Origin of the sequence: Microcoleus sp. CAWBG58 (assembly GCF_020883045.1) — a bacterium.
In the GTDB taxonomy this organism is placed as follows: Bacteria; Cyanobacteriota; Cyanobacteriia; order Cyanobacteriales; family Microcoleaceae; genus Microcoleus.
This window is the reverse complement of sequence record NZ_JAHRFA010000079.1, coordinates 1-23,204: the sequence shown is the minus strand read 5'-3', so window position 1 is coordinate 23,204 and position 23,204 is coordinate 1. Positions and strand designations below refer to the sequence as shown.

The following is a 23,204-nucleotide window of genomic DNA, read 5'->3' as shown; positions in this document are numbered from 1 at the left end:
AAAGTCCTCACTACGAACCTAATTAACATTTTTTACCGGATTAGATATAATTTATCCTTTGTTATTTTGATTGCTGGTTATTTTGATTGATATCAAACACCACAAAACTGGTTCGTAGTCAGGACTTTAGTCCTCTCAAAATGCTGCGGACTAAAGTCCTCACTACGAACCTAATTAACATTTTTTACCGGATTAGATATAATTTATCCTTTGTTATTTTGATTGCTGGTTATTTTGATTGATATCAAACACCACAAAACTGGTTCGTAGTCAGGACTTCAGTCCTCTCAAAATGCTGCGGACTAAAGTCCTCACTACGAACCTAATTAGCATTTTTTACCGGATTGGATATAATTTATCCTTTAATATATTCAGCCATTTGCTTTTCTAGGCGATCGATCAATGTATCGACATCCGCTGCTGCGAGTTCAAAACAATCAGGGGGGGCGGGGTCAATTTCAAACAAAATTAGCTTGATTTCACCTTCGCCGATCGCCAAAATCGCCACCTCTTTCTCGGGTTTGTGAGCGTTTAGCACTCCTAAAATTTCTTGAATATGACTTTTGACTTGACGGTTTAACTCTTCTACTGCTTCTTTCTTACAGTACACGAAGCGTGGCGTTCCGGCAATATCAATGCCCAAAATATCGTCGCTTTCTTCTCCTCTTTCCTGAAACAGCCCCCAAGCTAAAGCCGCCAATTCTTGTTTGTTGGCTGCTACAAATTTATCTAATTTGCGCCGCCAGTTATTTTGTTTTTTTTCTTCTGAATCAGGGCTACCAAATAAAAACATTTTCTCTCTTTGCTTGTAGAAACTAATATTTTGGAGTTCGTAGTGAGGACTTTAGTCCTCTCCTGCGGGATTTAAGGACTAAAGTCCTTACTACAAACCATGCTTTAAGGACTAAAGTCCTTACTACAAACCATACTTATTTTATACCAGATTGCACGCGCCAGAGCGACGCATAAACTCCATTATGTTCGATAAGTTGTTCGTGATGACCTGATTCTACCACTCGCCCTTGCTCCATGACAAAAATGCAGTCGGCATTACGGACTGTAGAAAGACGGTGGGCGATCGCAATTGTAGTCCGATTTTTGGTAATTCGTTCGAGCGATCGCTGAATTGCGGCCTCCGTCTCGTTATCCACCGCTGAAGTAGCTTCATCGAGAATCAAAATCGGTGGATTCTTCAACACAGCCCTCGCGATCGCAATCCGCTGCCGCTGTCCCCCCGACAATTTTTGACCGCGTTCCCCTACAATAGTGTTGTAACCATCCGGCAATTGCGCGATAAACTCGTCAGCTTCCGCAATTTGAGCAGCATTTACTATCTCTCGATCGGTGGCATCAAAAGTGCCGTAAGCAATATTTTCAGCCACCGTACCGTGAAACAAGAATACATCTTGACTCACCAATCCGATCGCTCTCCGCAAATCTTTTAAATTCAGGGTAGTTAATTCTATGCCATCGAGATAAATCTGACCGTATTGTACCTCGTACAGCCTCATAATTAATTTTACCAGCGTACTTTTTCCCGAACCAGTCGCGCCCACAATTGCTGTAGTCTTCCCCGCCGGCAGAGTCAGCGAAAAATACTGCAAAATCGGTTTTCTTTGATTGTAATAAAAGGTAACATTTTTAAATTCCAGCGTGCCTTTAATCGAACTAACCGGCAGCCGAATATCACCCGTGCGAATTGCGATCGGCGTATCCAACAAATTCATCACCCGATTAGTAGAAGCCATGGCGCGCTGGTATCGATCCATAGTATCACCCAGCCGAGTCAGCGGCCACAGCAACCGCTGGGTCAAAAACACCAAAACGCTGTAAGTTCCCACCGACAACCTGCCCGCTACTACTTCCAAACCGCCCAGAAATAGCGTTGCAATAAAGCCCAGGAAAATCACCACGCGAATTAGCGGAATAAAAGCTGCCGAAATTGCGATCGCCCGTCGGTTACTTTGGCGGTAAGCTTGGCTTTGGGTTTCGATGCGCTCAGTTTCATAATCTTCGGAAGTAAAACTTTTAATAGTAGTAATTCCAGTCAAATTATTCGACAATTGCCCGTTCAAAAAACTTACCTTTTCCCGCACATCAGCATACAGTGGAGCAAGGCGATTTTGAAATGCAAACGAGCCCCAAATAATAAAAGGAATCGGCAGCATTGACAGGATAGCAACAGCAGGAGATGCTGCAAAAAAAGCAGCGCTAATCACAATTACCGTCGTACTTACCTGAATCACTTCATTGGCACCACCATCCAAAAACCTCTCAAGTTGATTGATGTCATCATTGAGAATTGAAATCAAACCGCCGGTGCTGCGTTCTTCAAAATAAGCTAATTCTAATTCTTGTAAATGGCTGTAAGCTTCCAGACGCAAATCGTGTTCGATATCCTGAGCCAAATTGCGCCACAAATAATCATAGGCATATTCAAAAATAGATTCCAAACTCCAAACAATCAAACTCAAAAAGGTAATGATTGCCAGTTGCCAAACAACATCTTTTATTCCCCACTTAGCAAGGATAGAATCTTGTTGTTTCACCACGACATCAACGGCAATACCAATTAATGCTGGTGGCGCTAAATCGAAGAATTTATTCAGCAGCGAACAAATACTTGCCAGCCAAGTTTTCAGGCGGTAGCGGCGCCCGTACTTCAGCAGCCGCTTGAGGGGATGGACAGGTTTAGAGGGATTTGGTGACAATTGAGGATGGGGATAATTGGACAAGTTTTAGATTTTACACTTACTTTCACGGCTTTGGGAACGGGCTAGAAGCCCATTCCACACCTATGAAATTGTTTTTGGGAACGGGCTAGAAGCCCATTCCACAAGCTGTAAAATTGTTTTTGGGAAAGGGCTTCTAGCCCGTTCCACACCTGTGAAATTGTCTTTGGGAACGGGCTAGAAGCCCTTTCTACAACCTGGAAATTGTCTTTGGGAACAGGCTAGAAGCCCATTCCACAACCTGGAAATTGTTTTGTGAAACGGGCTTCGACGCTGTTCGTGAAAACAGTTTTTGATAACCGACAAATCAGCCTAGGCTTTAAACGTTAACACAGGCTTCATTTTAGCGACTATCCGCACCATTTGTGCCTCCACCTGAACGTCAATTACTGGTTGAATTGGTTTGTAAGCTGCCGGGGCTTCTTCGATTCTACGTTCTTCCCGCAAGGTAATGCAATCTATGCCGGTTAATCCCAAAGCGCCGTCTGTTTTGTCAGCACCTTGGCGACTCAAATCGAAGCGCGATCGCGCCCTACCCGCACCGTGAGAAGCCGATCGCAAAAATCGATCGTTTCCCAAACCAATTAGCAAATAAGACGGCGCACCCATCGAACCCGGTACAATTACAGGCTGGCCGGAATCTGCGGGACAAGCGCCTTTGCGCGTTACCCAGCCGTCACCTTCAGGTAAGGTAATATTGTGAGGCAAATCGTAAACTAAAGGAGCTTCGATATCCCCAAAAACTTGCCGCAAACGCAGTCGCAGAAGTTCTGCTAGCAGCAAGCGGTTGATAAAACCGTAATTGGCGGCCGTTGCTTCCGCTTGTAGGTAGCTGCTGACAAGTTCGGGATGGGCTTCGACAGACAGCGGAAACAGCCCGGATTCAGGGTATTTTAGGGTTTTCGGCCAGGCTTCGCAAGCTCGATCGCGCCACATACCGCCGATGTATTTGCCGACATTTCGCGAACCGGAGTGAATCATAAAAGCGATTTGTCCCGATCGAACTCCCCAAGTATAGGCCGTAGCTCGATCGACAACTTCTTCAACCACTTGAATTTCTACAAAATGATTGCCGCCGCCGATGGTAGCTAACCCGCCATCCCTGACTGTGCCGTCGTTTGGGACTAATTCTTCGGGAGCCCATTTGACATCGCCATTCATGGAACCACCGAGAAAAGTGCGTGAAGCGGAGCTATCCCGCAGGGAATCGCACTCAGCCGCTAACTGCTCGAAATCCGAATTAGCTGCGCTACCAATTGCCTTATCCAACATACCATCCAGCCATCCGGGTATCCCGTGTTGGAACATCGCACGGGCAGTTTTTGCACTCATGCTGACATCGCGAGTACCGAAGAAATAATCGCCTTTGAGCAATTCTACAAATCGATCGCGCTGGCTGAGGAATTGTTCGATCGACAAATCAGCAACGTGCAAGCGCATCCCGCAGTTAATATCGGAACCGACAGCCGCCGGAATCACCATTTTATCAGTTTGGACGATCGAACCAATTGCCACTCCCGCATCCCCCGGATGGAAGTCTGGAGTCGCGCAGGCACGACAAACACAACCACCTTGAGGGTGACGGACATTCGCCAAATTTGCTAACTGTTTCAGCGCCTTTGCTTCCACCGGAAAACCTTCTGGAAGCAAAACTTCTGCGGTTATTGAACTGGTATCTTGCCAGTTTTCCCTTGTGAAACTAACATTTTCACTGTTTTCTGTTGTGGATCTGGCCTCTTGCCAGTTTTCTTTCAGAGAACTATTGAGACAAATCGAGTAGACTTGATTGTCGTAACTCACATCAAGACCTTGCCGAGACAAAGCTCGCAAAAGCCTGTTCAAGTTTTTTGGCTGCTGCATAAGTAGTCTGTTGCGGGTTGCATTGCAACCCCCACAAATTGAAGAGATGTTGTAGTTGGTAAAAGACTTTGGTTCAGCAGCCGCAATCTTTTTGGAGATAAAGTTGAAAGGCAACTTTTCTACTTATATCGATCCTGGCACATTATTTTTGATCTGTCAACTTACAGCGAGGATCGGAAACCGGTTTTCTGCTTAGATACTTCGCAAACACACAAATTTTTTTGTCAGAAACCCGGTTGCTTTTCCCAGCGAGTATCAGAAACCGGGTTTCTGCTGATAGCGGTTATCAGAAAGATTCGCGGACGTTGTTGGGCTTGAGCCTCCTGAATTTAGTGGTTTTACAAAGCTATCTGTTATACCTCATCTTTTTGAGAAAGGCTATAGATACTTCGCCAACACACCAAGATTTTTGTCAGAAACCCGGTTTCTTTTGGAGAGATTCACCCACGAAAAGGGAGCATCTCATATGGTATCTGGTCGATTGACCGCAATAACTAAGGTTCGTAGTGCGGACTTCAGTCCGCAGTATGTTGCGGACTAAAGTCCGCACTACGAACACACCAAAATTTTTGTCAGAAACCCGGTTTCTTTTGGAGAGATTCACCCAGTAAAACCCGCTTCAGCCGAGAATAAGTCTACATTGAAACTGAATATATAGGCGTCCACAAATCATCATGGAGACGGGAACAGTTTGCAGCTATTTTGAACTCACAAGTTGTAGTTATCTCTGGCTTGTTGAGTCAGTTTCAGCTTCTGTTCTAAAGCTTCCCAATCTTCGGCTTCGATATCGCTGATGAACTCGTCGAGACTGTCGCGGTAAATAGAGAGCGATCGCAGTAATTGCTCTCGATTGTACTTGGCCACCATCACTCCTAGCTCGGGGTTGCCGCCCCCTACGCGGCTGGTGTCCCGAAAACCCGAACTCGCCAAATTTTGCGCTAAATTCACAATATCTCGATCGCCCTCTCGATCGCACGCAGCCACCAGCGTCGCGCTAGCCATTATCGGCAAATGAGAAATCCAAGCCACAGCTCGATCGTGTTCTTGAGGATCGCACCGATAAACTTTAGCACCCAACAACCGCGCGATTTCCTCAACCTTCTCCACAGACTGCGGCGGAGTCTGTGCAGTCGGAGTCACCACATAGGGCCGCCCCACAAACAAATCCCTCACCGCCGCCTCAATCCCGCTTTCAGCAGTCCCCGCCATCGGGTGTCCCCCGACAAAATTCGGCCACACAGCGGACACAGCCTCGACAATGGGAGTTTTTACCGAACCGACATCAGTTACAATCGCATCAGGGGAAAGATGGGGAATTAATTTTTGGACGATCGGCTCGATCGCTCCTAAGGGCGTGCAAATAAAAACCAAATCCGCTGTTGCCATCAAAGACAGGTGTATGCTGGCTTCAGAGACAACACCTCTGGCTTGCGCCCGATCGCAAGTCTGTTGGCGACTCGAAACCCCAACAATATTAAACCCGCGCGATCGTAAATCCAGAGCGATCGAGCCACCAATTAAACCAAGTCCTACAATACCGATATTCATCATAAAAAATGGGTTTGAAACCCCGTCCTTCGCTTGACGGCTTGACAAGAAAATTTTCGGATTAAGAGCAACTTTCGCCAACAATCTAAACTTTTTTCCAATTCCTTTTCACGCATTGAGAAGTAAGCTGAAAGCGTTGTGCGAGCGCTATGGTTTGGTCGAGAACAGGAAGAATCGCATACCAGTAAGGCTAGCGCATTGGATGAGGACGATTTGCCTGTTTTCAATGCTAACAATCCCGTAACTTACCAGTTTTCTGGCAAGCTAGTTAAACGGGGTTTGTATCGGACTAAGGACGGACATTTGGTTAACGCTGATTGTAATGGGGCTGTAAATATTGGTCGCAAAAGTAAGCAGAATGGTTTTACCGGACTGTAAGCGAGGCTGCGAGAACCCAGCCATTAAGAGTCAAAATCTCTTAAGAATCCCCATCCGTTTTACGGCGGGGAGTGTCAATAGCAATAAAATGGGGATATTTCGATACGGTACCGCCCCATGACAGTCGAGGAACTCCTGAAAAAATATGCCGCCGGAGAAAGAAACTTTGCCGGAATCAACCTAACTGAGGCCAACCTCAGCGGCGTCAACTTGAGCGGAGCCAACCTCACAGGTGCGAATCTGAGTGTAGCAAACCTAAGCGGAGCTAACCTCAGCAAAACCAACCTCACCGGTGCCAAACTCAACATCGCCAGACTCAGCGGCGCCCATCTCGGCGGCGCCAACCTCACCGACGCCGACCTCAACGTCGCCTACCTAGTGCGAGTTGACCTCAAAAAAGCCATACTCACAGGAGCTAAACTGATCAGAGCCGAGCTAATTCGGGCCGAACTCAGCGGAGCAAACCTCAGTGAGGCCAATCTCAGCGGCGCCACACTCACCGAAGCAACGCTCCGAGGAGCCAACCTCACTCAAGCCAACCTTCGAGGCGCTCACCTCAGTGGTGCGTGCTTGACAGAAGCCAACCTCGAACAAGCCAACCTGCAAGGCGCCGACCTCAGCCGAGCCGACCTCAGCGGTGCGGACTTGCGAGGTACCGAACTCCGACAAGCCAACCTCACTCAAGCCATACTCAGCGGAGCCGACCTCAGCGGCGTTAATTTGCGCTGGGCCATCCTCAGCGGCTGCAACCTGCGCTGGGCCGACCTCAGCGAAGCCAAATTGAGCGGCGCCGACCTCAGCCGAGCCGACCTCTGCCACGCCAACTTGCTCAATGCCAGTTTAGTTCACGCCGACCTGTCAAACGCCTATCTGATCCGCGCCGACTGGGTGGGAGCCGACTTAACCGGAGCCACCCTAACCGGAGCCAAACTCCACGCAGTTTCGCGGCTCGGCATCAAAACCGAAGGCATGACCTGCAAGTGGGTTGACCTGAGCCCCAACGGCGACCACAGTCAAATTTACTGGTTGAACTCTGGAGGAACCCACGAATTTTTTCACGAAACCTTACCCACAGTTAGGATTGTAATTGACTCGCCCTTAGACCAAGGCGCTCATTTTGCCCTAGCTGCAACTTATTACCAAATTGCCCAACAATACCCGAGTTTAAGTCAGCCACCCACGATAGAAGTCAGCTCCAGGCGCACCGTACTCGCCTTTAAAATGGACAGCGATGATAAATTATTTGCCACGGCCTACGTTGCCATTATTCCTTTTAACGACGGTGCTATAACTCAGAAAAACCTGATAGCTTTGATGAAAATGATTCAATCCCACGATGCAGGCAAACTTAGCGTCAAAGAATCCAAACACGTCCAGTTATGCAGCAAAGCTCTCAACCAAGCTATCAGCAAAGTAGACCAAATCAAAATTTCCAGTTCTTTTCCCAAAATCGGTGAAAGCATCAATTTTTTTCAAATTCCTACACAGATGCTCTTAATCAACTCCCGCGACCAAAGACTCAGCGTATATCACCACCCAGCCTTCGGCAAGCGCCTGATCAAAAAATACGATCCCAGCAACTCCAGCGCAGGCAAGTTAGCTGAGGGCACAAAATTGGGTCAAGCTAATATCGCCAGCATTTTGGATTTTATAAAAGGCTTCCACAATATAGATGTCTAGGCATATTGCATGAAGTTACAAAAAATGCTTATTCTATTTTAAAGGTTGGCATAACAAAGCTTTGTTCTACCTAACACATCAGGGAAAGTCAAAAGCATGGACGCCGAAGAACTCATCGCCAAATATGCAGCAGGAGAAAGAGACTTTACTGCCATCCTGCTTTGCGAAGCCAATCTCAGCAGGATCGATCTGAGTGGGGCTAATTTCAGCGAGGCAATCTTGAGCCTCACCAACCTGAGCGGCACCAATCTGTCAGGGGCCAACATGAGAAAAGCCAAACTCAATGTTGCCAGACTCAGCGCTGCCAACCTCAACAAAACCAACCTCAGCGGCGCTATCCTCAACGTGGCTAACTTGATTCGGGCCGACCTCAGCGAAGCCCAACTCGTCGAAGCTACATTGATCAGAGCCGAGCTGATCCGAGCTGACCTCAGCGGTGCCAACTTGAGCGGTGCCAACTTGAGCGAAGCAGATTTGAGAGAGGCCACCCTGAGAGAAGCCAATCTAGAGCAAGCCGACCTCAGCGGAGCTCACCTGAGAGGCGCTTGTCTGACAGCGGCGAACTTGGAACGGGTTAACTTGCACAGAGCCGACCTCAGCAGGGCAGACTTGCGAGGAGTGAACCTATGCAATGCCGAACTCAGACAAGCTAATCTGTCTCAAGCCAACCTCAGCGGCGCTGACTTGCGAGGCGCTAATCTCCGGTGGGCCGACCTCAGCGGTGCCAACTTGACTGGTGCTGACCTCGATGAAGCGAGATTGAGCGGGGCTAACTTGTACGGGGCAAATTTGAGCAACGTCAACCTGTTGAACGCTACTTTGGTACACGCGGATTTGACTCAAGCCAATTTGACTCACGCTGATTGGGTGGGCGCAGATTTGACGGGGGCGGCCCTGACTGGGGCAAAAATTTACGCGGTGTCGAGATTTAATCTCAAAGCCGATGATATAACCTGCGATTGGGTGGATATGAGCCCTAACGGCGATCGCAGTCACATTCAGCGCTTTACCCCAGAAGAATCTCAACGGTTTTTTAATGCTACACCGCCGACAGTACAAATTATTGTCGATCGACCCCTCGACCCCGACGCTAACTTTGTCCTCGCCGCTACCTACCGCCAAATTGCCAGTCAATACTCGGGTTTGAGCAATCCTCCCAGCATAGAAGTTAATTCGCGGCGCACAATCATATCATTTAGAATAGAGCAGGACGAGCAACTCTTTCCCACAGCTTTCGTTGCCATTATTCCCTTTAGCGACGCGGCATTTACTCAAAAAAATCTCATTACTCTGATCAAGATGATTCAACCCCAAAACGGCAATAATCTAGGCGTCAGAGTCTCAAATTTGGTAGTGCAATTGAACGTCGCCATGACCAAAACAATTAGAAAAATAGGGGAAATGAAAATGCAGCCGATTCGCCTCGATCGCGAACCGATGTCGAGTTTTTTTCAATCGCCTACCCAAACCATACTGGCAAACTCCAGCGCCGAAACTTTGATGGTTCACTATCACCCAGACTTTGGCAGAAACTTGACCAATTTGCCGGGAGTTAACAAAACCTCGATCGGGCCGGCAATTAAAGCCCAAAGATTTACAACCCCGCCCCTAAATACGGTAATTGAATTTGTCAAAAGCTTTTATCAGCTTGGTGAGTAAATAATATAAATTTATTTATATTTTTTATATTAATGCCACATAAAAGTTAGTCCATCGCCCTTTCAGCTAGGTAAAAACAATGGAAGCAGAAGAACTTCTCAAACGATTTGAACTCGTCAAAAGATACACAGAAGGTGACAGAGATTTCACAGGAATCAACCTGAATGAAGCTAATCTCAGCCGCATCAACCTCAGCCAATCAATTTTAAGGCAGGCTAGCTTATTTGTCACCAACATCAGCGGCGCTAACTTGAGCGAAGCTGACTTGAGCGAAGCTAACCTGAATGTGGCTAGACTCAGCAGCACCAATCTCTCGCGGGCAATCTTAAACGGAGCTAGTCTCAACGTAGCAAACTTAGTCAGAGCGGATTTAACGGGAGCTCAATTAATTGGAGCATCTCTGATTAGAGGAGAATTAGTCCGCTGCGAACTTAGCAAGACTAACTTCAGTAACGCTAACATGACTGAAGCAGACTTAAGAGAGGTAAAACTGACACAAGCGAATCTGTCTGGTGCGAATCTTTCCGGTGCAAATCTTAGAGGTTCTTCAGCAAAAGAAGCTAGCTTTAAAGACGCTAATTTGCACGGCGCCGATTTGATGAAGGCAGAACTTAACGGCGTCAATTTGAGCAATGCCGATCTGAGACAAGCTTCTTTGCAGGAGGTGAATCTCAGCGGTGCTGATTTGAGCGGAGCTAATCTCAAATGGGCGGATTTAAGCGGAGCTAACCTCACTGGTGCCGATCTGAGCGATACTAAATTGAGTGGAGCTAACCTCAGCGGAGCAGATTTAAGAAATGCTAATTTAGCCAATGCGAGTTTGGTTCACGCCGATTTGACAGAAACCAATTTGATTAATGCAGATTGGGTGGGCGCAGATTTGACCGGGGCAACTTTAACTGGGGCAAAAATGTATTTGGTACCGAGATTTGGTATCGTTGCAGATGATATTAATTGCCAGTGGGTTGACATCAGCCCCGCAGGCGATCGCAGTTTGGTGCAACAATTTAATTCGTCGTCTGAAGCGAGAAAGTTTTTAAATCATACGCCGGGGTTGGTGCGAATTGTGGTTGACGCACTTTTAGACCACTCAGCCAACAGAACTTTAGCAACAACCTATAGCGAAATAGCTAAGCATTACGGAGCCATGAGCCGTCCTCCAAATATAGAAGTGGGCTATCGCCGGACAACTCTGACTTTTAGATTTGATAGCGACGAGCATTTATTGCCAGCAGCTTTTTTAGCGATTGTTCCTTTTAAGGATGCCTTGGAAACTCAGAAAAATGTGGTGGCGGTGGGCAAAACTCTCGCCAATCAAGATTTAGAAAAAAAACGGATAATACAGTTATCTAAAGCATTGAATGCAGCAATGGCTAATTTAACTGATGTGAAAAAAATGCTGGAAACAACAATAAATGTCTCTCAGGAAACAAAGTTTTTTCAGTCACCTACCCAAACTATTTTAATTAGTTCGGGGCAGGAGAGTTTTACAGTGCAGTCTCATCAGGATTTTGGTCGGCGAAGTGGAAATAATCAGGAGAGTAAATTTAGTTTGGCTGTGGGTCAAAAAGTAGTTGATTTTCTGGCAAGTTTTGATTATCTTGATTGATAAATATCAACAGTGAAATCGATTGATTGAGGTAGAAGTCCATAATTCGCTGCTCCGCTTTTTGCGATCGCACTCCGAGCCGCACTGGCCCCACCATTTAACGATGGCGCGACTGGTGGCGCGGGCTTTGCGTTTGGGGCGCAGCGCTCTAATTCAAACTGGGCTGCCGGCGTCGGCTTACCGACAGCGGTATCGAGTCAGTTATTTGATGCCGATTTTGATGTGGCCGGATCCGGTGATTTTAGTGGCGCCGACACCGCTGCTGGAACATTTGCAGGAGGTGGAAATTCCGCGATTGCAAGAGTGGCTGCAAACTGAAAGGCCGTTAGCGAAGCCGTCGAAGAGGATCGAGATTTATTCCCATAATGCCGCTGGACGGGGGTTGATGCTAGCAGATCCGCAGTCTTGGCTGGCGGCGCGCTTGACGGGAAATTCGGAACTTCACAGCAATATTCCGACAATTATCGACGGTGTGGATGATTTGGAAGTTTGGACGCGACAGCAGTTGACGGTGGGTTTGGAACCGGCTCATTGGAATGATTTAATGGAATCTGGGTCAATGCTGGCGGATGAGATCCGACAAGTGCGAGTGTTGCTAACGCGGGCTGTGTTTCAGCATCCAGCTAAACCTGATGAGTGCTATTTGTTAGAAACCGCTGAGCAAAAGATTTTGCAAGGGCTGTTGGAAACGATCGAGCAAAACCCTGGAATTCCGCCTGCTTGGAGCAATTTTTGGCAGCGGTGGAACACAAACGGGAAACTGCGGTGGGCGCAAATTCATCGCTCTGCTGGGTCATTTTCGCTCTTCTGCGCGCCGGTGCAGGTGGCGGATGTTTTGAGCAAAATTTGGTCTGCCGTGCCTGTGGTGTTGATTGGTGGGGCGGTGGATGTGGAAGCGAAGGCTCCGATCTTCCGGCAAATGATGGGATTGCCTGAGTTGACGAGCGTGAAGTTTTCGCCCGATCGACAAAATGAGTTAATTCAACTGTACATTCCGAACTGGCTGCCGCTGCCGAATACGCCGGAATTTCAGGGTGTTTTAATGGAAGAAATTCGGACTTTGCTGTTGATGAGTGCGTCGGTGGCGGGTTTAACGGTGCTGATTGTGGGCGATGTACCGCTAAAGGCTCGGATGGCGGCGATTTTGGCTTCTGAGTTCGGTTCTCGGGTGCAGGTGGAAAAAACCGAGGTGGGCGAGAATGCAATTTTGGTGACTGGGTGGGAGTTTTGGCGGCAACATCAGGGAGAGTTGAGTGCACCTCACTTGCTGGCGATCGCAACTTTGCCATTGCCTTCTTTGGAAAATCCTTTGGTGACGGCGCGTGTGGCTTTTTATAAGGAGCAGCGGAGGGATTGGTTTCGGTTGTATTTGTTGCCGGCGGCGTTGAATGAGTTGCAGCGGGCGATCGCACCTGTGCGCGAGCGTCAGGGGGTGGTGGCGATTTTTGACAGCAGGGTGATTCACCGCAGTTACGGGCAGCAAATTTTAGCGGCGTTGAGTCCGTTTGCGAGGATTGATTATTTGGATACGACTTGGTTGACGCAGGCTTGAGATGACGTGTTGGCCTATAATTTGGTTGTTATCGCATTGAAATCTAATTTAGCAGACAAAAATTATGGGTGAATCTAAACGACGCAAAGACGCGATCGGGGATAACTACGGCAAAGAAGAGCGTATCTATCCCTGGCTGCCGATCACAAAAACCCAAAGCGACGATTTTTTGAAGTGGACATCTCGCGGAAGCTGGATCGGGATTAGTCTGTTGGTGGTTTGGTGGATTGTGGTGCGGTTTGTTGGCCCTGCGGCAGGTTGGTGGGTGGTTGATTGATGGTGAAGTGCGATCGACAATTGGGCGATCGCACATTGTGTCGAGTTTTCACTCGGAAACTAGCGGCTAAATTTTTTGGGAAATTTTAGTTGCTAATCGGGAGTCAGTATGTTATGATAGTTATCTGCGGGCGATTGGCACAGTGGTAGCGCGCTACCTTCACACGGTAGATGTCGCAGGTTCAAATCCTGCATCGCCCATATTTTTCAGCCAAACTAACCAACATTTTTCACAGATCGGATTTTTGGTGCGAGCTTGTTCGGTTCCTTTTGTAGTCCATACCTAAGTATCAACTATAGGACTAAGGCCAATCATCCTATGGATAGGGCAACCACGGGGGATTGCCCCTACTTTCACACCCTATATTGAGGCTGTGCGTAAGTTCTGAACTATTCAAATTGGTAAGAGAAATCAACAGCGGTCAACTAGCGCGGTCGCAACTTCTATTCAGGGATATTTAATTTTTGGCTTTTTGAGTAAAATTCCAGAGCGACCCCGCACGGTAAGAGAATTAGAACATGGATTAGTCCAGTTTAAAAAGGAGGGTAAGAAGAATTAGAAGGAGGTAACATTTGTCGAAAACCACAACGGCGACAAATGTTTTCTCGAAACCCGTTTTCATAGTCCATTTGATAAAAATCGTGTTGTGGTGGAATAGGAGGATAATTTTTCTGTTGACATCGTTGACAGAATTGTATTAGCACACATCGGGTATCAAGTTCGTATTGTAATTTACCCCATACATGATCTTCAACTACTGTTTGTTGATTACAACGTTTACACCTAAGCTGCTTTCGACAAGGATCTCCAAAATAATTGCCTTCTGCGTACCAATCGTGCATTCCCATTGAACATCTTAAGCTCATAAAAATATTCCTATTTATTCAAACGCAATGTTACAGCTCCTCTTTGGATGTAGTTAAATTCACTGCAATCACCAAAATTCCTGAAAAAACTTGTTTAAGTTAATGAATTGTAGTAAAAAGTAATAATCACTCACCGCCGCTCACAACCCCCTCTAAGTGGCGAAACCGGATTAGACCTCTCTTGATCGCATCTAACCGCCTAGCCCACCCCAGACCATCCAAGCTGTGAAAAATTACATACAGGCCCCTGGAGTCACCCCAGACCGCTGAATTGGCTGTAAATAAAGAAACCTCCCCTTTTTTATACTACACATATGCTACAATAAGATTGTAACTCGTGCCCCCGCCGGAGGTTCCCTGATGGCCAATGCCAATATTCCCCAAAATTTCAACTTGATCGTGCCCGCCGGAACCCAAATTGTCACCAAAATTGAGGTCAAAAATCCTGCAACTAACGAATCTTGGAAACAGGGATTAGTAGGCGTCATTGTTGAATCGCCTACGGACAATTCTCACGCATATTTTGTCAAACTCCCAGACGGAACAAGAATCAGTCTGCGGCGGCACGAATTCAGCATTCGCAAGCAGTTTCAAAGCGAAGGATTGGATTCTGGAGGAGATTTTCTGGCAGAATACAACCTCTATGATTCTGTAATTTACCGCTGCATTGTTGGTTCGAGAGCTTACGGTTTGGATAACGAGCAATCTGATACAGACAGGCGCGGAATTTACCAGCCGCCGGCTGTGCTTCATTGGTCGCTTTACGGGATTCCAGAACAGTTGGAAAATAAGGAAAATCAGGAATGCTATTGGGAACTGCAAAAGTTTCTAATTTTGGCACTAAAAGCTAATCCAAATGTGCTAGAATGTTTGTACACGCCTTTGGTAGAAACGCTTTCTCCGGTAGCACAAGAATTGCTAGAAATTCGGGAAATCTTTCTGTCTCAATTAATTTATCAAACTTACAATAGCTATGTTTTGTCTCAATTTAAAAAAATGGAGCAAGACTTGCGGAATACTGGGGAAGTGCGATCGAAGCACGCGATGCACTTGATTCGGTTGTTGCTGTCGGGAATTACGATTTTGAAGGAAGGTTTTGTGCCGGTGCGGGTGCAGGATTTTCGATCGCAATTGCTATCTATTCGCGATCGAGAAATCCCCTGGGATGAGGTGAATCGCTGGCGGTTGAGCTTGCACGCAGAGTTCGATCGCGCTTTTGGATCAACTTCCTTACCAGAACGCCCTAATTACGAGAAAGCCAATCAATTTTTAATTGTAGCACGCCGAAGTGCGATCGGTTCGTAGTGCGGACTTCAGTCCGCAACAATTGAGCGGACTGAAGTCCGCACTACGAACCATTTTTAGGGAAGATAAAATTTATGGAATATATTTCCGAATTAGTTAAGATTATCTCCGATCGACCTTATCCGCTGCTGTTTGCGACTGTCAGCGGTTCGCATTTATACGGCTTTCCTTCCGCAGATTCTGACTTCGATTTGCGGGGAGTTCATATTTTGCCGTTACCCGAAGTAGTCGGATTGATTGCAGCACAAGAAACCATCGAAGTTTCTGAGGTGCGGGAAAATTTGGAACTGGATTTAGTCACTCACGATATCAAGAAGTTTTTTGATTTGCTGTTGCGGCGCAACGGCTATGTACTGGAACAACTTTTTTCGCCGCTAATCGTTTACACAACTCCCGAACATGAGGAATTAAAAGCCATTGCTTCTAAGTGCATCACGAAGCATCACAGCCACCACTATCTCGGTTTTGCTCAAAATCAATGGAAATTGTTCGAGAAAGAACGGCCGCGCCGAGTGAAACCGCTGCTGTATGTTTTTCGGGTGTTGCTGACAGGGATTCATTTGATGCAAACGGGGGAGGTAGAGGCGAATTTGGTGAAGCTTAATGATAAATTTCAGTTGTCCTACATTCCTGATTTGATTGCGAGAAAGTTGGGCGGGGCGGAAAAATCGGTGCTGGAAGATGCGGATATTGAGTTTTACCGCCAAGAGTGCGATCGCCTGGTTAAGCTATTGGAAGATGCAAGCAGTACAAGTCATTTGCCATCAAATTCTGATGCAAAGGTTGCTCTTAATGAACTATTGATTAAGGTGAGGATGGCATCTATAGCAGTTGACAGTTGACAGTTGACAATTACATAATCAAATCCGCTCCGCTCTTCATCCAAAAGATTTATCTCTCTATTCTCTCCCTCTGTGTCCTCTGCGCCCTCTGCGGTTTAATAATTCCGGTACAGCCGGATTTGATATCACTCCAAACTGTGCGTCTGGAGACCAAAAACAGCCAAGTCCAAAGGTGGCTGTTTCTATTGTTTCTGGTAATTTGGGGTTCATTGGTGGCGGGTTTTATGGAGAAGATTTTTTTACCGCAGAGGGCGCAGAGGGCGCAGAGAAAGAGAAGAGAGAGAAATCATTCAAGTCCAAAGGTGGCTGTTTCTATTGTTTCTGGTAATTTGGCTTTCATTGGTGACGGGTTTTGTGTAGAAGATTTTTTTACCGCAGAGGGCGCAGAGGGCGCAGAGAAGGAGAAGAGAGAGAAATCATTTAAACTCAATTTTTGTATCTGCGCGGTGTGTAAACCCAAATATCTCCAAACTTCCGAGGAATAATCCGAGTTTGGCTGGAACCGATAATTACTAAGGTTCTCATATCCGCATCTTCTGGTTGGAATTCGCCCAAGGTACAAACGCGCACGGATTGGCCCGATCGCCCTAGGTTTCGCCCCAATACAACTGGGGTTTTTGCATCGCGAGTTTCTAACAAAAGCTCGATCGCCCTTCCCAATTGCCAAATCCGCTGTTTGGAGATTGGATTGTAGAATGCCATAACTAAATCGGCTTTTGCAGCCGCCGAAATCCGCTGTTCTATGACTTCCCAGGGCTTGAGAATGTCGGAAAGCGAAATCGCACAAAAATCGTGGCCGAGGGGGGCTCCGATCGCAGCGGCGGCCGCCTGCATGGCAGAAATCCCCGGTGCTACCTGAATGTCGATGCCTTCCCATTCGGGTTTAGCGTCTGTGTCGATCGCCTCAAACACTGCCGCAGCCATTGCAAAAATCCCCGGATCTCCTGACGAAACTACGGCGACGGATTTGCCGGATGCTGCTAAATCTAAGGCAAAACGGGCGCGATCGATCTCTTCGCGGTTGTCGGAATCGTGTCTGTTTTGTCCTTCCCGCAGAGTTCCGGCTAAGTCGAGATAGAACTTGTAACCCACCCAATCGGTGGCTTCCCGCAGAATTTCCTTGACTTCTGGGGACATCCAAGCTGCGCCTCCGGGCCCCGTACCGACGATCGCCAGTTTGCCGCGCCCAATGCCGATCGCACTTGGATCGATCGGTTGGGTAGCAAGTGCGATCGCGCAACTGAAGGCGTTTGTGCGATCGTATGCGATTAATTGACTGTTTTCACCTGCTGCTGTCAGGCTAATTTGGGCGGCGGTGACATCAAAACTGGAATTATATTGTATTAATTTAACTGTGTCGAATTCCACAAGTTCGGGAAGATTCAACAAACGAACTGGCACTTTAAAAAATTGACCGATCGCTGCTAAAGTCGGATTTCCCATCTCATGTTTTAAGGCAAAAAATCCGGCAACTGAGGCTGCTGCTAAATCTGCATTTTCTAAGATTTGCTGCACGTAGGAAATTGCTATTTCCGGTTCAACATCGGATAGGTTTGTGAGTGCAAATGCTGCAATTTGCGGGTGATAAACTAAACAGTCGGGTTTCGGTACAATCGCTGTTTCGGTGACGCGGATGGTTAATTGGGCTGCGGGGGCGATGGGCAAATTGCTCTCGGTAAGCCAGTTTGCAGACCCTTCTAGCTGTACTTTTGCTCCGGCGAGCAAATTTGAAATAAAAGTCTTCGCGTCCTCTGGATTCGCCAAATAATAGCCTTGGGGAGGACTCAGCAGCGCGGTGCGAAAGCGGATATCTCCGGTGGTGGTGATGGCGGGTTGTACGCCGAGGGCTGCTGCAATTTCTCTGGCTAAGTCGTTGACTCCGTGCAAACCTCCTAGCAGCGGTACTACGGCGCTTCCGTCTTCGGCGACTGCTAAGACTGGGGGCTCGGCGCGTTTGTCTGATAGCAGCGGGGCGAGGGTGCGGATAATGATTCCGGCGGCGCAGATGGCGACGATTGGGGTTTCTGTGGCGAATAGTTCTCGCAAGGTTTCGCCGAAGTTGCTAAAGTTGATGTCTGTGTCGGATGTGCGATCGACTAAACCGTAAATCTTGGAACCTGGAAAGACTGCGGAGATTGTTTTGGCGATCGCTAGACTGTTTTGACCTAAGATAATTATTGCGGGCGGAAGTCGATTCACTGTTTTATATATGGCTGTGTTTGGATTCGTTTGATTATTTTAATCTGTTGTTACTTCAATTAAGTAATTAAAATTAAATAACTTACACTTTAATGGTTCTTGTAGGATAGGCGTCCCGCCTGTCCATAAATAAAGGACGGGCGGGACGCCCATCCCACAAATATCTGTAAATTATTTAATTTGCGATCCTAAACATATTTGATGAACCGCTTTCGTCACGTTAGGCGAAGCCGCGCGCAAGCGCTAGGACACGAAGGAAGATTAAGAAAAGAAGGAAGATATAGAAGAAGTTTATCCTTTTTCTTGTCTGTCAGTGGCACAGGCATCTTGCCTGTGCATTTCTGAGATTAGTTGATTTTAGCAACTTTGCCTTTGATATCCCGTGCGATCGCCCAATTGGCACTACAAATCTGATAAACTGGGGCCTGCATACTAAATAAGACTTATATCATGTCCGCTCAATTAACCAAAATAAGTAAAGTTCGGTTCGTAGTGCGGACTTTAGTCCGCTTTCTGGCTGCGGACTAAAGTCCGCACTACGAACCTTTTTTGCGATCGTCATCGACTAGACATGATATTATACTTAACCCTCATCAACCGGGTTTCTCAGCCTAAGTTCGAGTATAAATAACCCACAGACTCTCAATTAGTTGCGATTTAGAATGAGAAAATTTTTAGCGTTAGTTGTGTTTGGGATGATACTTGCCCTCTCTTCTGTAGCTGTGGCCGCTCAACCTTTGTCCGTCGCTTATCCTCCAGCTAACCACAAAACGATCGCCGATCGCATTTTTCTGATCGGTACAGCCCCACCCACCGGACAAGTATTGGTAAATGGCCAGCAAATTGCGCGCAGTGCAGCAGGCCATTTCGCCCCGACTTTTCCCCTGCAAATCGGCGAAAATGTCTTTAGTTTGCGTTACCAAAATCAGCAAGTTCAAATTAAGGTGACGCGCCAGTCGAATCAGCCACAAATCCCCGCAGGCTTGGCTTTTGCCAAAGATTCCCTGACGCCGAAAGTCGATGCAGCCAGTTTACCGGGGGAATATATCTGCTTTGGCGCGATCGCTCCGGCGAATGCGCGAGTTGCGGTAAAATTGGCTGGCGTTGATATTCCTCTCAAAGCGCGATCGCAAGTCCAACTCCCCGATAACAAATCTGTCTTGTTAGGCGAAAACTCCCCCATCAAAAAAGGCAGTAGCGAACAGTATCAAGGCTGCGCTATTACCCCGGAAAACTCCGGCGAATCTAAGGTAGAAAAAATAGATTTAGGAGTACCAATATTTTATCTAACAATGAATGATAAAATCATCACTCAAGCAGGTACTGGCAAGATTTCTATCCTCTCTCCAGCCGATTTAGAAGTAGCAGAAGTCACAGCAGATCCGGGTGTTGCCAGAACCGGGGCGAGTACCGATTTTTCTCGGATGACACCGCTACCCAAGGGAACGCGCGCCACAGTTATCGGGCGCGAGGGAGAATGGATTCGGCTGGATTACGGCGCTTGGATAAAAGCATCCGAGGTGCGAATTGTCAAGGATGCAGTGCCTGCGCGATCGATTATTCGCAGCGCTAGAGCCCGTCAAATTTCCGGCTGGACAGAGGTTTTATTCCCTTTAGAAACACCAGTCCCAGTCACCGTACAAGAAGGTGAACGCACTTTCACTTTAACCCTGTACAATACCACCGCTCAAACTGATATCATTCGCCTCGACGATGACCCAGTAATTTCGCGTTTGGCATGGCAACAAATCTCGCCGCTGCAAGTACAATACACTTTCAATCTCAAATCTGCTCAGCAGTGGGGATATAAATTGAGATACGAAGGCACAACTTTAGTGCTGTCTTTAAAACACCCGCCAGCGAATACAAGTGCGGTGCCAATTTCTTCAGAAAAACCGCTGTCAGGAATTAAGATTCTGATCGATCCGGGACACGGCGGCCCCCAGGATTCAGGGGGTGTCGGCCCCACCGGCTACCGCGAGAAAACAGTGGCTTTAATTGTGTCGAAATTAGTGCGGGAGGAATTGGTAAATCGGGGCGCAAATGTGGTAATGACGCGGGTGGAAGATGTCGATTTGGATTTGCCGCCGAGGGTGGAAATGATTCAAAAAGAAGAACCTGCGATCGCAATTTCAATTCACTACAATGCTTTGCCGGATAACGGGGATGCGATTAATACTAAAGGTGTCGGCGCTTTCTGGTTTCACCCGCAATCGCACAGTTTGGGAATGTTTTTGCACAATTATTTAGTTGCAAAACTGAACCGTCCGAGCTATGGTGTATTCTGGAACAATCTAGCGATGACTCGTCCTGCCGTTGCTCCATCTGTTTTAATGGAATTGGGATTTATGATCAATCCCGAAGAGTTTGAATGGATTGTGAATCCGACAGAACAGAAGAAGTTAGCTTCTGCCATTGCCCAAGGCATTACCGAATGGTTTGCTTCGTCCAACAGTTGACAGTTGACAGTTGACAGTTGACAGTTTGAGAGAAACCTCTACCTAGAAAGAAAAGGATTGGAGTAATTAATAGTCTGATTTTAATTACTCCCTCAAATGGTTCCAGCTTCCAACCAATTATTTCTGGTAAAATAACAGTTCGCAGTACAGTTCGTAGTAAGGACTTCAGTCCTTCCCACCCAAGGAGATTAAATAAATGTTGAGTTTTGGTCAATCAAAAGCATTTTTCATTGCAGCCGCCTTTGCAAGTTTTAGTTTTTCGCTTTACAGTTTTCCCGTTTTCGGTAAAGAGCAAAGTCTTTCGCCGGAAAAAGTAGAAGCTTTAAAAAAGCAAACTCAATGCTCGTTTATTACAGGTGAAGGCGGCGCGGTTAACATTCGCAAAGGCCCCGGCAATAAGTATCCGGTTGTAGCTAAACTAAAAAGAGGAGACGGAGTTCGGGCTGTTAGCAGACAAGGTAATTGGGTGAAAATTGCCGCCCGAACTTCTGGGACTGCTCCTAATGAAACTTTTACAATTCTTGACGGTTGGGTGAGCAATCAATTTATCAATGGTTGTTCGGAAGACCAATTTGATAGATGGCGGAAATAAAGTCTTTAAGGTACGTAGTTGCGCTTTAGCGCTCTTGCTTATATATAGCGGCTATCAGAAAGATTAGGTACGTTGTTGGGCTTGGGCCCTCTGAGTTTAGTGGTTGTGAAGCTGTCAGTTGTACCTCATCTTTTTGAGAAAGGCTATACCTTGATTGTTGGGTGAACAATCAATTTATCGCTGTTCAAAAAACCAATTTGATAGATGTTTGAGGTACGTATTTGCGATGAAAGCGCTCTTGCTTATATATGAAAGAGCGCTGAAGCGCAACAACATACCTAATCGGAATTATGTAGTGCGATGAGTGAAGCAGCGAGTTCTCAAGCTCCCACTCTCGACGATTCAAATATATAATTGTGAAGCAACCGGAAACGATATCGGAGAGTTTGAGTCTTTCTTGATTTGACACCAAAGCAATCTGCACCTTAGCCTAAATTTAAACCTGACAAAAAAATTAATGCACAAGATTCCTGTTACAGTAATTACGGGTTTTCTCGGTAGCGGTAAAACCACCCTAATTCGCCATTTATTGCAAAACAATCAAGGCCGCCGCATTGCTGTTTTAGTTAACGAATTTGGCGAAATCGGAATTGACGGAGAAATGCTGCGCGATTGCCAAGTTTGCGACGAAGAAGAAACGGTCACCAGCAATATTGTCGAATTAACTAATGGTTGTCTTTGCTGTACCGTGCAAGAAGAATTCTTGCCGACTATGCAGGAATTGTTGAAGCGCAAAGACCAAATTGATTGTATCTTAATCGAGACTTCGGGCCTCGCACTTCCTAAGCCTTTGATTCAAGCTTTTCGCTGGCCGGAAATTCGCACTGGCGCTACAGTTGATGGTGTGGTTGCGGTTGTTGATTGCGAGGCGGTTGCTAGCGGTACTTTTGTCGGCGATATCGATGCTTTGATGGCGCAGCGAGAGGCTGATTCTAGTTTGGATCACGAAACGCCGATCGAGGAATTGTTTGAAGATCAGTTGGCCTGTGCCGATATGGTACTGTTGACGAAGGTCGATCGCGTAAATGCAGAAACTCACCAGAAAGTCCAAACCTGGTTGCAGCAAGAGTTGCGCCCGAGTGTGAAAATTGTGCCTTGCAAGGCTGGCGAAATTAACCCCGATGTGCTGTTGGGATTTAATGCAGCAGTTGAGGATGATTTGGAGTCTCGCCCGAGTCACCACGACACGGAAGAGGAACACGAGCACGATGATGATATTAACTCGACTTTCTTTATTGCCGATCGCGAATTTGAACCAGAAGCCTTGGTGAAAAAGCTGCAATCGTTGATGCAGCAAGAAGAAATCTATCGGATTAAGGGGTTTGTGGCGGTTCCCAAGAAACCGATGCGGATGGTGTTGCAAGGTGTGGGCGATCGCATAGAATATTTTTACGATCGACCTTGGCAACCTTCCGAACTCCGTCAAACCAAACTGGTGCTGATTGGCAAAGAGTTGGAGCGCGATCGAATTGCAGCTATAATTGCCAGTTAATTCTCTTGAGTCATCGGTCATACCTATAAAGGTTCGTAGTCAGGACTTTAGTCCTTCTTCTATGGATGCGGACTAAAGTCCTCACTACGAACCTACAATCTGTCAAGGTTCGTAGTCAGGACTTTAGTCCTTCTTCTATGGATGCGGACTAAAG

At 46.9% G+C, this 23,204-nt stretch carries 18 protein-coding genes and 1 tRNA gene; 12 read left to right on the top strand and 7 right to left on the bottom strand.

Translation table 11 applies throughout. The annotated features are described in order from the left end of the window. Nucleotides 1-355 precede the first annotated feature (355 nt). The 4 genes from ccmS to QZ918_RS26490 all read right to left on the bottom strand — a co-directional run bounded on the left by ccmS (nucleotide 356) and on the right by QZ918_RS26490 (nucleotide 6,140). Nucleotides 356-793 (bottom strand): beta-carboxysome assembly chaperone CcmS, encoded by a 438-nt coding sequence (gene ccmS / locus QZ918_RS26505; protein ID WP_293151531.1) that lies wholly within the window; start codon nucleotides 791-793, stop codon nucleotides 356-358. A gap of 136 nt (nucleotides 794-929) precedes the next feature. Beyond that, nucleotides 930-2,711, bottom strand: a complete 1,782-nt coding sequence (locus QZ918_RS26500) for an ABC transporter ATP-binding protein (protein ID WP_293151671.1) — start codon at nucleotides 2,709-2,711, stop codon at nucleotides 930-932. A 333-nt stretch (nucleotides 2,712-3,044) separates the two neighbouring features. Continuing rightward, nucleotides 3,045-4,592: an RtcB family protein gene (locus QZ918_RS26495; protein ID WP_293340403.1), complete on the bottom strand. Its 1,548-nt coding sequence runs from the start codon at nucleotides 4,590-4,592 to the stop codon at nucleotides 3,045-3,047. A gap of 708 nt (nucleotides 4,593-5,300) precedes the next feature. Next, on the bottom strand, nucleotides 5,301-6,140 hold the full coding sequence (locus QZ918_RS26490) for a prephenate/arogenate dehydrogenase (RefSeq protein WP_293340418.1): 840 nt from the start codon (nucleotides 6,138-6,140) through the stop codon (nucleotides 5,301-5,303). A 138-nt stretch (nucleotides 6,141-6,278) separates the two neighbouring features. Here QZ918_RS26490 and QZ918_RS26485 point away from each other — a divergent pair, with 138 nt between their 5' ends. From QZ918_RS26485 to QZ918_RS26445, 9 genes are all read left to right on the top strand, one after another. After that, nucleotides 6,279-6,518: a hypothetical protein gene (locus QZ918_RS26485; RefSeq protein ID WP_293340402.1), complete on the top strand. Its 240-nt coding sequence runs from the start codon at nucleotides 6,279-6,281 to the stop codon at nucleotides 6,516-6,518. Between the two features lie 117 nt (nucleotides 6,519-6,635). Further along, the gene (locus tag QZ918_RS26480) at nucleotides 6,636-8,198 is read left to right on the top strand and encodes a pentapeptide repeat-containing protein (protein WP_293340400.1); all 1,563 of its coding nucleotides are present in this window, start codon (nucleotides 6,636-6,638) and stop codon (nucleotides 8,196-8,198) included. A 96-nt stretch (nucleotides 8,199-8,294) separates the two neighbouring features. Next, nucleotides 8,295-9,857 carry a pentapeptide repeat-containing protein gene (locus tag QZ918_RS26475; RefSeq protein ID WP_293151517.1) on the top strand — a complete coding sequence of 521 codons (1,563 nt, stop codon included), beginning with the start codon at nucleotides 8,295-8,297 and terminating at the stop codon, nucleotides 9,855-9,857. Nucleotides 9,858-9,936: 79 nt separating this feature from the next. Continuing rightward, entirely contained in the window at nucleotides 9,937-11,466 is a 1,530-nt protein-coding gene (locus tag QZ918_RS26470) for a pentapeptide repeat-containing protein (RefSeq protein ID WP_293340398.1), read from the top strand. Between the two features lie 22 nt (nucleotides 11,467-11,488). Continuing rightward, a complete protein-coding gene (locus tag QZ918_RS26465) occupies nucleotides 11,489-13,018 on the top strand; it encodes a helicase C-terminal domain-containing protein (protein ID WP_293340396.1) in 1,530 nt (509 codons plus the stop codon). A gap of 64 nt (nucleotides 13,019-13,082) precedes the next feature. Then, nucleotides 13,083-13,295 (top strand): DUF2839 domain-containing protein, encoded by a 213-nt coding sequence (locus QZ918_RS26460; RefSeq protein ID WP_293340394.1) that lies wholly within the window; start codon nucleotides 13,083-13,085, stop codon nucleotides 13,293-13,295. Between the two features lie 128 nt (nucleotides 13,296-13,423). Then, a tRNA-Val gene (locus QZ918_RS26455) sits at nucleotides 13,424-13,495 on the top strand. A 1,026-nt stretch (nucleotides 13,496-14,521) separates the two neighbouring features. Beyond that, a complete protein-coding gene (locus tag QZ918_RS26450) occupies nucleotides 14,522-15,466 on the top strand; it encodes a nucleotidyltransferase domain-containing protein (protein ID WP_293340392.1) in 945 nt (314 codons plus the stop codon). Nucleotides 15,467-15,540: 74 nt separating this feature from the next. Then, nucleotides 15,541-16,308 carry a nucleotidyltransferase domain-containing protein gene (locus tag QZ918_RS26445; protein WP_293340390.1) on the top strand — a complete coding sequence of 256 codons (768 nt, stop codon included), beginning with the start codon at nucleotides 15,541-15,543 and terminating at the stop codon, nucleotides 16,306-16,308. Nucleotides 16,309-16,365: 57 nt separating this feature from the next. Here QZ918_RS26445 and QZ918_RS26440 read toward each other — a convergent pair whose 3' ends face one another. Together QZ918_RS26440 and cobJ are read right to left on the bottom strand one after the other, a co-directional pair. Then, on the bottom strand, nucleotides 16,366-16,518 hold the full coding sequence (locus tag QZ918_RS26440; protein ID WP_293340388.1) for a hypothetical protein: 153 nt from the start codon (nucleotides 16,516-16,518) through the stop codon (nucleotides 16,366-16,368). Nucleotides 16,519-16,734: 216 nt separating this feature from the next. Then, entirely contained in the window at nucleotides 16,735-18,507 is a 1,773-nt protein-coding gene (cobJ, locus tag QZ918_RS26435; protein ID WP_293340385.1) for a precorrin-3B C(17)-methyltransferase, read from the bottom strand. Nucleotides 18,508-19,169: 662 nt separating this feature from the next. On the opposite strand from cobJ, the gene QZ918_RS26430 reads away from it, so the two are divergent. Next, on the top strand, nucleotides 19,170-20,966 hold the full coding sequence (locus tag QZ918_RS26430; RefSeq protein WP_293340381.1) for an N-acetylmuramoyl-L-alanine amidase family protein: 1,797 nt from the start codon (nucleotides 19,170-19,172) through the stop codon (nucleotides 20,964-20,966). Here QZ918_RS26430 and QZ918_RS26425 read toward each other — a convergent pair. Next, nucleotides 20,935-21,180, bottom strand: coding sequence for a hypothetical protein (locus QZ918_RS26425; RefSeq protein ID WP_293340379.1), 246 nt, complete (start codon nucleotides 21,178-21,180; stop codon nucleotides 20,935-20,937). The genes QZ918_RS26430 and QZ918_RS26425 overlap by 32 nt on opposite strands. On the opposite strand from QZ918_RS26425, the gene QZ918_RS26420 reads away from it, so the two are divergent. Both QZ918_RS26420 and cobW read left to right on the top strand, forming a co-directional pair. Beyond that, entirely contained in the window at nucleotides 21,163-21,558 is a 396-nt protein-coding gene (locus tag QZ918_RS26420; RefSeq protein ID WP_293340376.1) for an SH3 domain-containing protein, read from the top strand. The two genes, QZ918_RS26425 and QZ918_RS26420, sit on opposite strands and share 18 nt — an antisense overlap. A 457-nt stretch (nucleotides 21,559-22,015) precedes the next feature. Further along, nucleotides 22,016-23,050, top strand: coding sequence for a cobalamin biosynthesis protein CobW (gene cobW / locus QZ918_RS26415; protein WP_293340373.1), 1,035 nt, complete (start codon nucleotides 22,016-22,018; stop codon nucleotides 23,048-23,050). The last annotated feature ends 154 nt before the right edge of the window (nucleotides 23,051-23,204 follow it).